The sequence below is a fragment of the Streptomyces sp. ITFR-21 genome (assembly GCF_031844685.1).
In the GTDB taxonomy this organism is placed as follows: domain Bacteria; phylum Actinomycetota; class Actinomycetes; order Streptomycetales; family Streptomycetaceae; genus Actinacidiphila.
The window spans coordinates 1,087,501-1,101,574 of sequence record NZ_CP134605.1 but is presented as its reverse complement, the minus strand read 5'-3'; the positions used below and the strand labels follow the sequence as shown (position 1 = coordinate 1,101,574).

The 14,074-nt window shown below is 73.0% G+C and carries 15 protein-coding genes (1 of these 15 cut by a window edge); 10 read left to right on the top strand and 5 right to left on the bottom strand.

Annotated features, from left to right (window positions below):
* Positions 1–187 precede the first annotated feature (187 nt).
* Positions 188–2,749 (top strand): FHA domain-containing protein, encoded by a 2,562-nt coding sequence (locus RLT57_RS04955; protein ID WP_311296133.1) that lies wholly within the window; start codon positions 188–190, stop codon positions 2,747–2,749.
* Between the two features lie 113 nt (positions 2,750–2,862).
* Here the strand turns inward: RLT57_RS04955 and RLT57_RS04950 are convergent, their stop codons facing one another.
* A complete protein-coding gene (locus RLT57_RS04950; protein ID WP_311296132.1) occupies positions 2,863–3,732 on the bottom strand; it encodes a transglycosylase SLT domain-containing protein in 870 nt (289 codons plus the stop codon).
* Between the two features lie 504 nt (positions 3,733–4,236).
* On the opposite strand from RLT57_RS04950, the gene RLT57_RS04945 reads away from it, so the two are divergent.
* The 3 genes from RLT57_RS04945 to RLT57_RS04935 all read left to right on the top strand — a co-directional run bounded on the left by RLT57_RS04945 (position 4,237) and on the right by RLT57_RS04935 (position 6,454).
* Positions 4,237–5,334, top strand: coding sequence for a GAF domain-containing sensor histidine kinase (locus tag RLT57_RS04945; RefSeq protein ID WP_311300579.1), 1,098 nt, complete (start codon positions 4,237–4,239; stop codon positions 5,332–5,334).
* Positions 5,327–5,971: a response regulator transcription factor gene (locus tag RLT57_RS04940; RefSeq protein WP_311296131.1), complete on the top strand. Its 645-nt coding sequence runs from the start codon at positions 5,327–5,329 to the stop codon at positions 5,969–5,971. The genes RLT57_RS04945 and RLT57_RS04940 overlap by 8 nt, the downstream gene beginning before the upstream one ends.
* A 243-nt stretch (positions 5,972–6,214) precedes the next feature.
* The gene (locus RLT57_RS04935) at positions 6,215–6,454 is read left to right on the top strand and encodes a chaplin (protein ID WP_311296130.1); all 240 of its coding nucleotides are present in this window, start codon (positions 6,215–6,217) and stop codon (positions 6,452–6,454) included.
* Positions 6,455–6,841: 387 nt separating this feature from the next.
* Here the strand turns inward: RLT57_RS04935 and RLT57_RS04930 are convergent, their stop codons facing one another.
* A complete protein-coding gene (locus tag RLT57_RS04930; RefSeq protein ID WP_311296129.1) occupies positions 6,842–7,630 on the bottom strand; it encodes a hypothetical protein in 789 nt (262 codons plus the stop codon).
* 105 nt (positions 7,631–7,735) lie between these two features.
* Between RLT57_RS04930 and RLT57_RS04925 the strand changes: the two genes are divergently transcribed.
* From RLT57_RS04925 to RLT57_RS04910, 4 genes are all read left to right on the top strand, one after another.
* On the top strand, positions 7,736–8,545 hold the full coding sequence (locus tag RLT57_RS04925) for an ABC transporter ATP-binding protein (RefSeq protein WP_311300578.1): 810 nt from the start codon (positions 7,736–7,738) through the stop codon (positions 8,543–8,545).
* Between the two features lie 120 nt (positions 8,546–8,665).
* Positions 8,666–9,097: an NfeD family protein gene (locus RLT57_RS04920; RefSeq protein ID WP_311300577.1), complete on the top strand. Its 432-nt coding sequence runs from the start codon at positions 8,666–8,668 to the stop codon at positions 9,095–9,097.
* A gap of 139 nt (positions 9,098–9,236) precedes the next feature.
* On the top strand, positions 9,237–10,199 hold the full coding sequence (locus RLT57_RS04915; RefSeq protein ID WP_311296128.1) for an SPFH domain-containing protein: 963 nt from the start codon (positions 9,237–9,239) through the stop codon (positions 10,197–10,199).
* A gap of 165 nt (positions 10,200–10,364) precedes the next feature.
* Complete coding sequence (locus tag RLT57_RS04910; RefSeq protein WP_311296127.1) at positions 10,365–11,138, top strand: sulfite exporter TauE/SafE family protein; 774 nt, start codon at positions 10,365–10,367, stop codon at positions 11,136–11,138.
* A gap of 46 nt (positions 11,139–11,184) precedes the next feature.
* On the opposite strand, the gene RLT57_RS04905 is transcribed toward RLT57_RS04910, so the two are convergent.
* Both RLT57_RS04905 and RLT57_RS04900 read right to left on the bottom strand, forming a co-directional pair.
* The gene (locus RLT57_RS04905) at positions 11,185–11,688 is read right to left on the bottom strand and encodes an HNH endonuclease (RefSeq protein WP_311296126.1); all 504 of its coding nucleotides are present in this window, start codon (positions 11,686–11,688) and stop codon (positions 11,185–11,187) included.
* A gap of 431 nt (positions 11,689–12,119) precedes the next feature.
* Complete coding sequence (locus RLT57_RS04900) at positions 12,120–12,269, bottom strand: helix-turn-helix domain-containing protein (protein WP_311300576.1); 150 nt, start codon at positions 12,267–12,269, stop codon at positions 12,120–12,122.
* 8 nt (positions 12,270–12,277) lie between these two features.
* Here RLT57_RS04900 and RLT57_RS04895 point away from each other — a divergent pair, with 8 nt between their 5' ends.
* The gene (locus tag RLT57_RS04895) at positions 12,278–12,496 is read left to right on the top strand and encodes a hypothetical protein (protein WP_311296125.1); all 219 of its coding nucleotides are present in this window, start codon (positions 12,278–12,280) and stop codon (positions 12,494–12,496) included.
* Between the two features lie 185 nt (positions 12,497–12,681).
* Here RLT57_RS04895 and RLT57_RS04890 read toward each other — a convergent pair whose 3' ends face one another.
* Positions 12,682–13,479, bottom strand: coding sequence for a sporulation protein (locus RLT57_RS04890; protein WP_311296124.1), 798 nt, complete (start codon positions 13,477–13,479; stop codon positions 12,682–12,684).
* 100 nt (positions 13,480–13,579) lie between these two features.
* On the opposite strand from RLT57_RS04890, the gene RLT57_RS04885 reads away from it, so the two are divergent.
* Positions 13,580–14,074 carry the 5' portion of a DNA-3-methyladenine glycosylase gene (locus tag RLT57_RS04885; protein ID WP_311296123.1) on the top strand. It continues 141 nt past the right edge of the window, so 495 of the gene's 636 nt are visible here — the first part of the coding sequence; the start codon lies at positions 13,580–13,582; its stop codon lies off the right edge, out of view.

Here is a 14,074-nt window from a genome sequence, read left to right as displayed (position 1 = left end):
GTCCTCGTCCCCCAACGCCCGCAAGTGTGCCCAACTCTCGGGGCGCGCGGCGCGGGTCGTCAACGCGCTGGGACCGAACCCGTACAAGTGACGGCTTTCTGTTACCAGACCGGGGCGTGCAGGAGTTCCTCCCGCTGTCCGCTGTCCCTACACTCCCCTTCACAGGGGATTTCTCGGGGGACAACACATGGGGCTTGGGGTGCCTGAACTCGTACTCGCATTGAACGGAAGAACCTGGACGCTCGACGCGTCCCGGTCGTACAGCCTTGGGCGCGACCCGCAGGCGGACGTGGTCCTCGACGACGCGCGGGTGTCCTGGCGGCACGCCACCGTCCGCCGCGGCGAGCGGAGTTGGCTGATCGAGGACCTCGGCAGCACCAACGGCACCTTCGCGCAGGGGCAGCGCGTCCAGCAGACGGAGGTGGGACCGGGCTCGGCCGTTCACCTCGGCAACGCCACCGACGGACCGCGGCTGGAGTTCCGCGGCGCGGCGGCGCCGCAGGCCGCCGTACCGCAGGCGGCCGCCGGAGCCGTCGCGGGCGCGGCGGCCGGACCCGCGCAGCAGCTCCACCGGCAGCCACCCGCCCCGGCGCGGCAGCAGCCCGCGGCGGCCGGCGGCTGGGACGCGCCGTCCGCCCAGGTCCCGCAGCAGCACGGCGGTTGGGGCGGACCGGCCCAGCCCCCGACACCGCAGGCCCACCCGCACCTGCAGGCGCCGGCCGGCGGCGGCACCGGCTTCAACGTCCGCAACCCGACGACGTTCCACCAGCTCGCCCTCGGCCGGGTGATGCGGATCGGCCGCGCGCTGGAGAACGAACTGGTCGTCTCCGACCTTCAGGTCTCGCGCTACCACGCCGAGTTCCGGGCGCACCCGGACGGCCGCTACGAGATCGTCGACCTCGGCAGCCACAACGGCACCTACGTCAACGGCCAGTCGGTCCAGCGCCACCTGCTCGGCCCCAACGACATCGTCGGCGTCGGCCACTCCACCTTCCGACTGGTCGGCGACCGGCTCGAGGAGTTCGTCGACACCGGCGAGGTCTCCTTCTCCGCCCGCCGGCTGTCGGTGACCGTGCCGCACGGCAGGACCACCAAGAAGATCCTCAAGGACGTCTCCTTCGGGGTGCCCGAGAAGTCGCTGATCGGGGTGATCGGCCCGTCCGGCTCCGGCAAGTCCACCCTGCTGCGCGCGCTGACCGGCTACCGGCCCGCCGACGAGGGCTCGGTGCTGTACGACAACCGCGACCTCTACAAGCAGTTCGCCGAACTGCGCCAGCGCATCGGCCTGGTCCCGCAGGACGACATCCTGCACAAGGAACTCCAGGTCAAGACGGCCCTGCGGTACGCGGCCAAGCTCCGCTTCCCCGGTGACACCGCCGCCGCCGAGCGCGAGGCCCGGATCAACGAGGTGCTGGGCGAACTCAAGCTCGACGTCCACGCGGACAAGCGCATCACCTCGCTGTCCGGCGGCCAGCGCAAGCGCGTCTCGGTCGCCCTGGAACTGCTCACCAAACCGTCGCTGATCTTCCTGGACGAGCCCACCTCCGGCCTCGACCCGGGCATGGACCGCGATGTGATGAAGCTGCTCCGCGGCCTGGCCGACGACGGCCGCACCGTGCTGGTGGTCACCCACTCGGTGGCCGAACTCGGGCTGTGCGACAAGCTGCTGGTGATGGCGCCGGGCGGCTCGGTGGCCTACTTCGGCCCGCCGGACGAGGCGCTGACCTTCTTCGGCTACGAGACCTGGGCCGACGTCTTCTCCGCCTTCGAGAACTACCGCGACTACGACTGGTCCGGCCGCTGGCACGGCTCGCAGCACTACCAGCTGTACGCGGCCGAACTCGACGTCGCCGACCCGCAGGCCGCCCCGGTCATCCCGCACGAGGCCGCCAGGCCGCCCAAGCCCACCGGCTGGTTCGCGCAGCTGGCCACCCTGATCCGCCGCTACCTGTCGGTGATCGCCTCCGACCGCGGCTTCATCGCGCTGATGTTCATCCTGCCCGCGGTGCTCGGCCTGGTCAGCATCGTCATCCCGGCCGCCAGCGGAATGGGCCCCGGCCCGGCCAAGGACAACGGGATCAACAAGGACGTCGGCACCGTCATGCTGATCCTCGCGGTCGGCGCCTGCTTCTCCGGAGCGGCCAACTCGGTCCGCGAGCTGATCAAGGAGCGGGTCATCTACGAGCGGGAGCGGGCCACCGGCCTGTCGCGCTCGGCGTATCTGATGTCCAAGGTCATCGTGCTCGGCCTGATCACCTCGCTGCAGGGCGTGGTCATCTGCGGGATCGGCTTCACCCCGCGCCGGCTGCCCGACGAGGGCGTCATCGTGCCGGGCCAGCCCGCGATCGAGATGGCGCTGGCGGTCATCGGACTCGGCTTCACCTCGATGATGTTCGGCCTGATCATCTCCTCGCTGGTGAAGACCGCCGAGAAGACCATGCCGCTGCTGGTCATGTTCGCCATCATCCAAGTGGTGTTCACCGGCGTGCTCTTCCAGCTCTACGGCTCGCCGGGCGTCGAGCAGTTCGCCTGGCTGATGCCCTCCCGCTGGGCGACCGCCGCGCTCTGCTCCACGGCGAACCTCAACGTGGTCATGCCCTGGGACCCCGACAACCCCGACCCGCTGTGGGCGCACACCGCGCACGCCTGGACGCTGGACATGGCGGTGCTGATCGGGCTGGGCGTCGTCTTCGGCTTCATCGTGTCGCGGCTGCTGCGCCGGCACGAGCCGGAAGTCATGCGGAAGTAGCCCGGACCGCAACGCGGGCCATGCGAAAGGGCGGTGGGACCTGTCGGTCCCACCGCCCTTTTTCTTGCGCGTGCTTGGACGTTCCCGAATAGCCGGGGAGACTGTCGGTCAGGTCAGTAGGCGGAGTTCACGTTGTCCATCGAGCCGTACACGTGGAACGCGTAGTTGCACGCGGCGGTGATGTTGGCGACCGGGTCGTAGATGTTCCACGACGTACCGTCGACGTGATACGTCTGGAAGGTCGGGTCGATCACCTGAAGCAGGCCCTTGGAGGGAATACCGGCGGCGGCGTTGGAGTCCCACAGGTTGATCGCGTTCGGGTTCCCGCTCGACTCACGGATGATGTTCCGGTAAATACCGTCGTAGCTGCCCGGAATACCCTTCTCGTGCATGATGGCCAGCGAGTGCTTGATCCAGCCGTCCAGGTCGTCGGTGTAGGTGACCGGGGCGGGAGCCGCGGGTACGGCGGCCCTGACCGGCGCCTTGGCCGCAGGCGCGGCCTTGACGGCCGCGCGCTGCTCCGACCGGTTGGCGGCCGCGCGCTCCCGGGCCCGCTCGGCCGCCGCGGCGGCGGCCTTTTTCCTGGCCGCGGCGTCGGCCGCCGCCTTCTTCTTCGCGGCGGCCTCGGCGGTTGCCCTCTTCGCGGCCGCCTTCTTCGCGGCCGCGGCGTGCTTCTTCGCCTCGGCCGCCTGGGCCGCCGCCTTCTTCGCGGCCGCCCGGTCGGCGGCGGCCTTCTTCTGCGCGGCCGCCCGGTCGGCGGCCGTGTGCTCGGACGCCGGACCGGTCTTCGCGTCCAGGCTCTTCACCTGGTCGCCGGCGGAGACGGCGAACCCGGTCGGGTCACCGGCGGCCGACGCGGACCCACCGGTCACCTGGAGACCGGTAACCGTCAGGACAACAGCCGCCGCGGCGGCGGCACCGGCCGCCGTGATCTTGTGCTTCTTGGACAGTCGGCCGAACTTCGGGATCGTGGGGAGCTGCATGCGGGATTACCTCTTCCGATTGCGGGACCTCAGAATTCTTAGAGGCTCCTAAATCGGGGGTCAACGAACCCCGCTACGAATTGAATTCGTAGTGCCGCGGCCGACCGGTATCGCGGTGCGCCGTTTTTCCGTTGTCCTGCTGCGGACCGAATCCACTAAGCCGCCTAGTATGTGACGCACGTCCTATAGGTGAGGTCACACCCCGCCGCCGGGTCGATTGCCGGTGGTGATCGGGGTGCCGCTTTATGTGACCTTTACGGACGGTGCGGCGGCGGTGCGGCGGCGGTGCGGCGGGGGTCCGGCGGGGGTCCGGTGGCGCCGGACCCCCGCCTCCGAACTCCGCCGCGGGACCGGGCGCCACCGGCCCCGCGGCCTAGGACGTACGAACGAGCACGGTCCGTCCGCCGGCCGCGTACCGGCGGTCACCCGCGCCGGTACGGTGGGTGTGTGTCCAGCCGCACGCCCAGGGGCGGAATCGAGGTGGTCAGCGCCGCGCTGCTGGCGATGAACCGCAGGCTGGAGGTGCGCGAGGTGCTCCAGACCATCGTCGCCTCGGCCCGCGACCTGCTCGGCGCCGAGTACGCCGCCCTCGGCGTGCCGGACGACCACGGCGGCTTCGCCCAGTTCGTGGTGGACGGCGTCGGCGAGGAGCAGTGGAAGGCCATCGGCCCGCTGCCCCGCCAGCACGGCGTACTGGCCGCGATGCTGCACGAGGCCGCGCCGCAGCGCCTCACCGACGTCCGCGCCTTCGAGAGCTTCGCCGGCTGGCCGGCCGCCCACCCGGAGATGAAGGACTTCATCGGCATGCCGATCCTGGACGAGGACGAGATCCTCGGCGCCGTCTTCCTCGCCAACAAGACCTGCCCCGCCGGCCCCGGCACCGCCCGCGGCGGCTTCACCCAGGACGACGAGGACCTGCTGCGCATCCTCGCCGACCACGCCGCCATCGCCCTCACCAACGCCCGGCTCTACGAGCACAGCCGGGAGCTGACCCTGGTGGGGGAGCGGGCCAGGATCGCCCACGAGCTGCACGACGCGGTCTCCCAGAAGCTGTTCTCGCTGCGGCTCACCGCCCAGGCCGCCGCCGCCCTGGTCGACACCGACCCGGCCCGCGCCAAGAACGAGCTCAGGCAGGTGGCCGCGCTCGCCGCCGAGGCCGCCGACGAGCTGCGGTCGGTGGTGGTGGAGCTGCGCCCGGCAGGACTGGACGAGGACGGCCTGATCGCCACCCTGCGTACCGAGGTCCGCGTCCTGGACCGGGCGCACACCGCGCACGTCACCTTCCGTGCGGCCGGCGTCCGCGCGCTGCCCGCCGCCCAGGAGGAGGCCCTGCTACGGGTCGCCCAGGAGGCCCTGCACAACGCGCTGCGGCACGCCCGCGCCGCGACCGTCGCCGTCACGCTCGACGGCCGCGGCAAGGGGGCCCGGCTGCGGATCCTCGACGACGGCCGCGGCTTCGACCCGTCCGCCGTCCGCCGGGCCGGCCGCCACCTCGGCCTGGTCTCCATGCGGGACCGCGCCGACGGCGTCGGCGGCCGGCTGACCGTCCGCTCGGAGCCCGGCGCGGGCACCGTCGTCGAGTTGGAGGTGCCCGGTGGCTGACCAGGTGATCCGCGTCCTGCTGGTCGACGACCACCAGGTGGTGCGCCGCGGGCTGCGCACCTTCCTGGAGGTGCAGGGCGACATCGAGGTCGTCGGCGAGGCCGCCGACGGCGACGAGGGCGTGGCCCGCGCCGAGGAGCTGCGGCCGGACGTCATCCTGATGGACGTCAAGATGCCCGGCACCGACGGCATCGAGGCGCTGCGGCTGCTGCATGAGGCCGGCAACCCGGCCCGGGTGCTGATCGTGACCAGCTTCACCGAGCAGCGGACCGTGGTGCCCGCGCTGCGGGCCGGCGCCGCCGGATACGTCTACAAGGACGTCGATCCGGTCGCCCTGGCCGACGCGATCCGCTCGGTGCACGCCGGACACGTGCTGCTCCAGCCGGAAGTGGCCGGCGCGCTGCTCGCCCAGGACCACCACGGCACCGGCACCGGCCGCGGCAACACCCTCACCGAACGGGAGCGCGAGGTGCTCGGCCTGATCGCCGACGGCCGCTCCAACCGGGAGATCGCCCGCGCGCTGGTGCTCTCCGAGAAGACCGTGAAGACCCACGTGTCCAACATCCTCATGAAGCTGGATCTCGCCGACCGCACCCAGGCGGCGCTGTGGGCGGTACGCAACGGGGCCGGCGGCTGAGCGGGCCGGGGCACCGGCCGGACCCGGGGACCGGTGCGCGCGGGATGCGGCGCGCACAGGGGGCGGGCACCGGCGTGCACCGGGCGGGTACGCCCGGCCCGAGCGCGCCCGGCGCACGGCGGTCCGAGATTCATACGGTCGGGTGGATGTCGCCCGAACGGCGTATCCCCGCCCGTGGCGATCCGTTCTGCAGGACGTGCCGCGGCGGACGCCGCGGTGCGTCCCGCAAGGAGGAAGTTCCCAGTGAAGAACCTGAAGAAGGCCGCGGCCATCACCCTCGTGGCAGGCGGCCTGGCCGTCGCCGGAGCCGGCGTCGCGTCCGCCGACTCCGGCGCGCACGGCGCGGCCGTCACGTCGCCGGGCGTCGGCTCCGGCAACCTGGTGCAGGTCCCGGTGCACGTGCCGGTCAACGTCTCCGGCAACACCGTCGACGTGATCGGCCTGCTCAACCCGGTGTTCGGCAACTACGCCGTGAACGGGTGACCCCGGCCGCCCGCTAGGGACTGTCGGGTGGAGCTGCGCGGGTCGAGAAGCGGGCTCCGGTGCGTCGCGGCTGCACGGCGGAGGCAGGGAGGCGGCGCGGTGTGCCGTCGACCGGCGGGAACGCGGCAGCCGTGCGGGCGGACCCCGCGACGCCGTGCAGACCCACCCGACAGGCTCCGCGGCACCCCCCGGCCCCGCGGCCCGACGACGCACCCGTCGCCCGCGGGGCCGTACGACGTGCCGGGCGTACGACCGTGGGCCGCCACCGAGCACCGCGCCCGTCAGCCGCCCGCCGCCGCGTACCTGTCCCGGCCCGGTCCCGCCGCCGTGGGCCGCGCCGCTCCGGCGCGCGGCCGGACGCCACCACCACCCGCGGGGCCGCGCCCGTCAGGACCGGCGGCGCTCGGCCTCCTCCACGTACGCGTTGTACGCCGCCACCTGCGCCCGGCGCGCTGTACGCTCCACCGGCCGCAGCAGCTCCGCCCGCGCCGCGATCTGCGAGGCGCTCACCGCCGCGCCGTCACCGTCCGCCGCGATCCCCACCAGCGCCGCCACCCGCTGGGCCAGCTCCAGCACCCGCACCGCACGGGGCGGATACCCCGGCGCCAGCACCTCCCGCCCCCGCGCCGCCCGCGCCCGGTACGCCTCCAGCGCCGCCTGCGCGGCCGGTCCCGCGCCCGCCACATCCAGCCGCGCCAGTGCCTCGGTCGCGTCCCGCAGCGCCTCGGCCAGTTCCCGCTCCGCCTCCCCGAGCGAGGGCACGTCGGCCGGCGGCGCGTCGCGTACCGGCAGGCACCGCCACACCACCTCCACGTGCTGGTCGCCCGCCGGCCCCGCCTCCCGTACCTCCGGCACCAGACCCAGCGCCGCCGTACCCACCGTGACCACCGCCTCACCGGCCACCAGCGCCCGCGCGTTGAACTCCGGCGGCCCGCTCAGCCCCAGCGGGTGCCCCGCGACCGGCAGCGCCAGCCGCAGACCCGTCGTCCCCAGGGCCCGCAGCCTGCCCAGCCCCAGCGTCAGACCCACCGGTACGGGCTCCGAGGGCAGCCCGGCGATCCGGTGCACGGTGTCGTCCGCCGTGATCCGCTGTGCGACGTCATCCGGCGCGGCAAGTCCGGCAAGCAGGGCATTTCCCCACGCGGTGAGCCGCCCTGAGCGAGGTTCATCGAGCATGCCCCCAGCCTAAGGACTGGACCCGACCGGTGGTGGCGTAAGTTTTCCCCGGGGGTTCCTTCAGGCCCGTGCCGACGTGGGCACACCGGACTGCCGATGACTGCAATGGGAGACAACGCGCTCATGAGCGATGTGCTGGAGCTGGTGGACGTATCCGTGGTCCGCGACGGGCGAGCTCTGGTGGACCAGGTCTCGTGGTCCGTCGCCGAGGGCGAGCGCTGGGTCATCCTCGGCCCCAACGGCGCCGGCAAGACCACCCTGCTCAATGTCGCGTCCAGCTACCTCTTCCCGACCAGCGGCACCGTCCAGATCCTCGGCGAGAAGCTCGGCGGCGTCGACGTCTTCGAGCTGCGGCCCCGGATCGGCATGGCCGGCGCCGCCATGGCGGAGAAGATGCCGCGCCGCCAGACCGTGCTGGAGACGGTGCTCACCGCCGCGTACGGCATGACCGCCACCTGGCAGGAGGGGTACGAGCAGGTCGACGAGGACCGGGCCAAGGCGTTCCTGGACCGGCTCGGCATGAGCGACTTCCTCGGCCGCAAGTTCGGCACCCTCTCCGAGGGCGAGCGCAAGCGCACCCTGATCGCCCGCGCCATGATGTCCGACCCCGAGCTGCTGCTGCTCGACGAGCCCGCCGCCGGCCTCGACCTCGGCGGTCGCGAGGACCTGGTACGCCGCCTCGGCCGGCTCGCCCGCGACCCCATCGCGCCCTCCATGATCATGGTCACCCACCATGTCGAGGAGATCGCGCCCGGCTTCACCCACGTCCTGATGATCCGGCAGGGCAAGCTCGTCACCGCCGGCCCCATCGAGCTGGAACTCACCTCCCGCAACCTCTCGCTCTGCTTCGGCCTCCCCCTGGTCGTCGAGCGCCGCGGCGACCGCTGGACCGCCGCGGGCCTGCCGCTGTCCTAGCGCCGGTGGACCTGCGCGGAGATCCGCCCGACGGACAGACCCGGGCCGGCGCCCCGAACAGGAGCACACGCGCGGGGTATTGCCCGGTGCACTGCCGCAACCGGGGTCCGCACGCCTAGGATTGGCGGTGTGGACGCATGGGTGTGGTGGCTGATAGCCGCGGTGGGGCTGGGCATCCCACTGGTGATCACGGCGATGCCCGAATTCGGGATGTTCGCCGTCGGCGCCGTGGCCGGTGCGGCCGCCGCGGGACTCGGCGGTGGCATCGTCGCCCAGGTCGTCACCTTCGTGGTGGTCTCGGTCGCCCTCCTGGTGTTCGTACGGCCGATCGCGTACCGCAACCGGCAGCGCCCGGAGCAGCGCAGCGGCGTCGACGCCCTGCGCGGCCGGCAGGCCGTGGTACTGGAACGGGTCGACGGCGGCGCCGGCGGCCGGATCAAACTGGCCGGGGAGGTCTGGTCGGCCCGCGCCCTGGAAGCCGGCCGTGTCTTCGACCCCGGCGCCGAGGTGGACGTGGTGGAGATCGACGGGGCCACCGCGGTCGTCATGTGACACCGGGCCGCGGACCGGGAATTCGTCGAACCCGGCCCCGGCGGACCGACGGTCTGCGACAATTGATCATGACGGATTGCACAGATTACGTCGGACGTACGCATCCAAGCTTGCTGACAAACGGCGCCGGGAGTTGGCCATGCAGCCCATCATCATCGTGCTCATCATCCTGGTGGTGCTCGTCTTCATCGCCCTGATCAGGACGGTCCAGGTCATTCCGCAGGCCAGCGCCGCCATCGTCGAACGCTTCGGCCGCTACACCCGCACCCTCAGCGCCGGGCTGAACATCGTGGTGCCGTTCATCGACACCATCCGCAACCGGATCGACCTGCGCGAGCAGGTCGTCCCCTTCCCGCCGCAGCCGGTGATCACCCAGGACAACCTGGTGGTCAACATCGACACCGTCATCTACTACCAGGTCACCGACGCCCGCGCCGCCACTTACGAGGTCGCCAGCTACATCCAGGCGATCGAGCAGCTCACCGTCACCACGCTGCGCAACATCATCGGCGGCATGGACCTGGAGCGCACCCTGACCTCCCGCGAGGAGATCAACGGGGCGCTGCGCGGAGTGCTCGACGAGGCCACCGGCAAGTGGGGCATCCGCGTCAACCGGGTGGAGCTCAAGGCGATCGAGCCGCCCACCTCCATCCAGGACTCGATGGAGAAGCAGATGCGCGCCGACCGCGACAAGCGCGCCGCTATCCTCACCGCCGAGGGCATCCGCCAGTCCCAGATCCTCACCGCCGAGGGCGAGAAGCAGTCCTCCATCCTGCGCGCCGAAGGTGAGAGCAGGGCCGCCGCGCTGCGCGCCGAGGGCGAGGCCCAGGCCATCCGCACCGTCTTCGAGTCCATCCACGCCGGCGACCCGGACCAGAAGCTGCTCGCCTACCAGTACCTCCAGATGCTGCCGAAGATCGCCGCGGGTGACGCCAACAAGCTCTGGATCATCCCCAGCGAGCTCAACGACGCCCTCAAGGGCCTCGGCGGCATAGTCAACATCCCCGGCGCCCCCGGCAGCGACACCGGCGGCCCGGCCGCCGGACCGGTCGGCGGCCCGCCCGCCCCGCGCCGCGAGTCCCCGACGTTCGACAAGGACTGACGCACCCGTGCCGGGCGGGCCCGCCCGGCCCGCCCGCCCGGCCCGCGCAGGCGGCTCCCGGCCGGGACACCCGCGGCCCCGTCCGCGGCCCGTATGGCATGATCGCCGCGCGCCTCCCGGTCCCCGGCCGGGCGGGGCGGACGCGCGAAGATCATGGAGGGTCCGATGTCGCCAGCAGAAGCCCTTGCCGTGTTCGCCGCCGGAATCGGCGCCGGCACCATCAACACCATCGTCGGCTCGGGGACACTGATCACCTTCCCCGTACTGCTCGCCGTCGGCCTGCCGCCCGTCACCGCCAACGTCTCCAACGCCCTCGGCCTGGTCCCCGGCTCCGTCACCGGAGCCATCGGCTACCGGCGCGAACTCGGCGGCCAGCGCTCCCGGCTGCTGCGCCTCGGCGCGGTCTGCCTGGTCGGCGGCGTCACCGGGGCGGTGCTGCTGGTCACCCTGCCGTCCGGGGCCTTCGACGCGATCGTGCCGGTGCTGATCGCCCTCGCCCTCGTGCTGGTCGTGCTGCAACCCCGGCTCGCCCGCGCCGTCCAGGCCCACCGCGACCGCGCCGGGACCGCCGCCCCCACCCACGGCGGCCCCGTACTGCTGCTCGGCATGCTGCTCGCCAGCGCCTACGGCGGCTACTTCGGCGCCGCCCAGGGAGTGCTCTACCTCTCCTTGATGGGCCTGCTGCTCGACGAGCCCCTGCAACGCCTCAACGGCCTGAAGAACGTGCTCGCCGCCGTGGTCAACGGCGTCGCCGCGCTGTTCTTCGTCTTCGTCGCCCACATGGACTGGGCGGCCGTCGCACTGGTCGCCGCCGGAGCCACCCTCGGCGGCCTGATCGGCGCACGCGTCGGCCGCCGCCTGCCGCCCGCCGCGCTGCGCGCCCTGATCGTCGCCGTCGGCGTCGCGGCCATCGTCCAACTGGTCGTCAGGAACAGCTGAGCCGGGGGCCGGGCCGTGGGGCCCGGCCGACCGGCACCGCCGGCCCTCACGCCGGAAGCGCGAGCCACTCCGGCAGACCCTCCTGGTCCCTGATCCCCAGCGCCAGCAGCAGCGCGGCCGCCGGGGTCGGCTCGAACGGCCGCACCAGCAGCCGCATCCCCGCCTGCTCCGGCGTACGGTCCGCCTTGCGCTGGTTGTCCTCCGAGCACGCCGCCACCGTGTTCAGCCAGGTGTCACCGCCACCGCGCGACCTCGGCAGCACGTGGTCCACCGTCGTCGCCCGCCGCCCGCAGTACGCGCAACGATGCCGGTCACGGACCAGCACACCCCGCCGCGACCACGGCGCCCGTTGTCGGAAGGGCACCCGCACGTACCGGCACAGCCGGATCACCTGCGGCACCGGCACCTCCATACCGGAGGCCCGGACACGCAGCCCGGGATGCGCCTGCTCCACGACCGCCTTGTCCTGCATCACCAGCACGACCGCACGCCGCAGCGACACCGTCGACAGCGGCTCGAAGCTCGCGTTCAGCACCAGCGTCTCACGCATCCCGCCCACCTCCCGGGCCCGATCCGCCCCCGCGGGGCGACGTGGCTCCACTGTGCCCGCGGGCACCCCGGTGGACAACGCAATTTCCCGCCGGAGGACGGCGGATGAGCAGGGGAGGACTCGCCGGCGAAGCCCGCGGAAGGCCCGGGAGAAGACGGCCGGCATCCGAACGCCGGAGGAAACTCGCGCCGGGGCCCCGGCGGCGCACCGGACCGACCGGGCCCGGCACCGGATCAGCGGCCCCGCGACCCGGTCGGCCCTGCGGCCGACCACGACCGGCACGCCCCCGCACCGGCACCGGCACCGGCCGGATGCGGGCCGGCTCCGGCGCGGCCGGTGCCCGTCGCGTACCGGCACCCGCACCGTCCTCGGCGGGCGGACCGGCGGATCGCCGGCCGGCGCTCTGCGGGCCGGGCCGGGGGATCCGGCGGTCATCGCCGGGGCTGGCGCGGCGGGTGTCCGTAGGCGGCGCGGTAGGCGCGGCGGAAGTGGCTGGTGTCGGCGAACTGCCAGCGGGCGGCGACCTCGGCGACGGTGTCCGGGCCGCCGGGCGCGGAGAGTTCGCTACGGGCGTGCTCCAGGCGCCGGCATGGACACCGCGGTCGCCGCCACCCGAAGCCGCGAGGCCGTCGACCGCCTGGTGTCCGTCAACGGAGCGGGGGCCTTCGCCCGCGCCAACCCGCTCCAGCGGATCTGGCGCGACCTGGCGACCACCACCCGCCACGGCGTCGTCAACCCCGACCTCAGACGCGAGATCTACGGCCGCAGCCTCCTGGGCCTCACCGAACAACCCACCTTCACCGTCTGACGGCGCCGGCCCCGGGGGCGGTACCGACCCCGCCCCCGGGGCCGCCCGGACGACGCGGTGTTCGGGCGGCCGGGACAGGTACGCCCGGCCGGCACGCGAGCCCGGAGCGGCGTGGCGCGCCCCGCCCGCACCGACCCGTCCCCGACCGCACCGCCGCCACTCCGACCGCGCTCCTGAAGGGCGCCCTAGAACCAGTTCCGCTTGCCGCCCACCTCGGCGAGCCACTGATGCAGAAAGCCCGCCCAGTCCGTCTGCTCGTACGAGTGGTGGTCCATCGTGAACGACCGGTACATGTCGCTGCCGACGCTGAACAGCCCCGGCTTCTTGTCCATCTCCAGCACCACGTCCATCCCGGCGGCGTCCGCGACGAACGACAGCTCCACCTGGCTCAGCCCGCGGTACTGATCCGGCACACGGAACTCGATCTCCTGGTAGAACGGCAGCCGCTGCCGGGTGTCCACGATCACGCCCTTCTCCAGGTCCGCGCTCCGGAACCCGAACCCCAGCCGCCCGAACGCGTCCAGCAGGGCCTGCTGCGCCGGGAGCGGATGCACACTCAGCGGATCCAGGTCCCCCGCGTCCACCGCGCGGTCGATCGCCAACTCCGTCGTCACCCCCAGGCTCATCCCGGTCAGATGCCTGCCGAGGAACGTCGTGACCGGCGTCTCCCACGGCACCTCCAGCGTGAACGGCACGACGTGCACCGCGCCCGCCGACAGTTCGAACGCCCCGCCGAGCTGCTGCCGATGGAACTCGATGTCCTGGTGGTACTCGGTGGTGTTGCCCTCCGCGTCCGTCCGGTCCGCCTCCACCCGGGCCCGCAGCCCCACCGCCAGGCCCTCGATCCGCTGCCCGACCGCGCCGCCCTGGATCCGCACCTCCCCCTGGACCACCCCGCCCGGCACCGCGTCGGCCTGCGCCAGCTCCGTCTCCACCGACGCCCCGCCGGCCCCCAGGCTCGCCAGCAGCTTTCTGAACCCCATCCGTCCACCTCTCCGGTCCGCGCTCGGGCCGCCCTGCCGGGCCTCCGCGATCTCTACGAACGCAAGGGCCCGCTAAGTGGTTCCACTACGCTCCCGCTCCGTGCCCACCTCACCCGAAAGGACCCCGCTGGCCCGTGCCTTCTTCGACCGCCCGGTCCTGGAGATCGCCCCCGACCTGCTCGGCCGCACCCTGGTACGCGCCACCACCGACGGGCCGATCGAGCTGCGCCTGACCGAGGTCGAGGCGTACGACGGCCCCAACGACCCCGGCTCGCACGCCTACCGGGGGCGCACCGACCGCAACGCCGTGATGTTCGGCCCGCCCGGCCACGCGTACGTCTACTTCACCTACGGCATGTGGCACTGCCTGAACCTGGTGTGCGGCCCCGAAGGCCGGCCTTCCGGAGTGCTGCTGCGGGCCGGGGCGGTCACCGCAGGCGCCGACCTGGCCCGCGCCCACCGGCCCACCTCCCGCAAGGACAGCGACCTCGCCCAGGGCCCCGCCCGACTCGCCACCGCCCTGTCCGTGGACCGCGCACTCAACGGCGCCGACGCCTGCGCCGGCGGCGGCCCCTTCCGCATCCTCACCGGCACC

What these genes read in the sequence shown, in the direction of transcription:
- RLT57_RS04955 (WP_311296133.1), top strand. Translation starts at nt 188, where the DNA reads ATGGGGCTTGGGGTGCCTGAACTCGTACTCGCATTGAACGGAAGAACC.
- RLT57_RS04950 (WP_311296132.1), bottom strand. Translation starts at nt 3,732, where the DNA reads ATGCAGCTCCCCACGATCCCGAAGTTCGGCCGACTGTCCAAGAAGCAC.
- RLT57_RS04945 (WP_311300579.1), top strand. Translation starts at nt 4,237, where the DNA reads ATGAACCGCAGGCTGGAGGTGCGCGAGGTGCTCCAGACCATCGTCGCC.
- RLT57_RS04930 (WP_311296129.1), bottom strand. Translation starts at nt 7,630, where the DNA reads ATGCTCGATGAACCTCGCTCAGGGCGGCTCACCGCGTGGGGAAATGCC.
- RLT57_RS04925 (WP_311300578.1), top strand. Translation starts at nt 7,736, where the DNA reads ATGGGAGACAACGCGCTCATGAGCGATGTGCTGGAGCTGGTGGACGTA.
- RLT57_RS04915 (WP_311296128.1), top strand. Translation starts at nt 9,237, where the DNA reads ATGCAGCCCATCATCATCGTGCTCATCATCCTGGTGGTGCTCGTCTTC.
- RLT57_RS04910 (WP_311296127.1), top strand. Translation starts at nt 10,365, where the DNA reads ATGTCGCCAGCAGAAGCCCTTGCCGTGTTCGCCGCCGGAATCGGCGCC.
- RLT57_RS04905 (WP_311296126.1), bottom strand. Translation starts at nt 11,688, where the DNA reads ATGCGTGAGACGCTGGTGCTGAACGCGAGCTTCGAGCCGCTGTCGACG.
- RLT57_RS04895 (WP_311296125.1), top strand. Translation starts at nt 12,278, where the DNA reads ATGGACACCGCGGTCGCCGCCACCCGAAGCCGCGAGGCCGTCGACCGC.
- RLT57_RS04890 (WP_311296124.1), bottom strand. Translation starts at nt 13,479, where the DNA reads ATGGGGTTCAGAAAGCTGCTGGCGAGCCTGGGGGCCGGCGGGGCGTCG.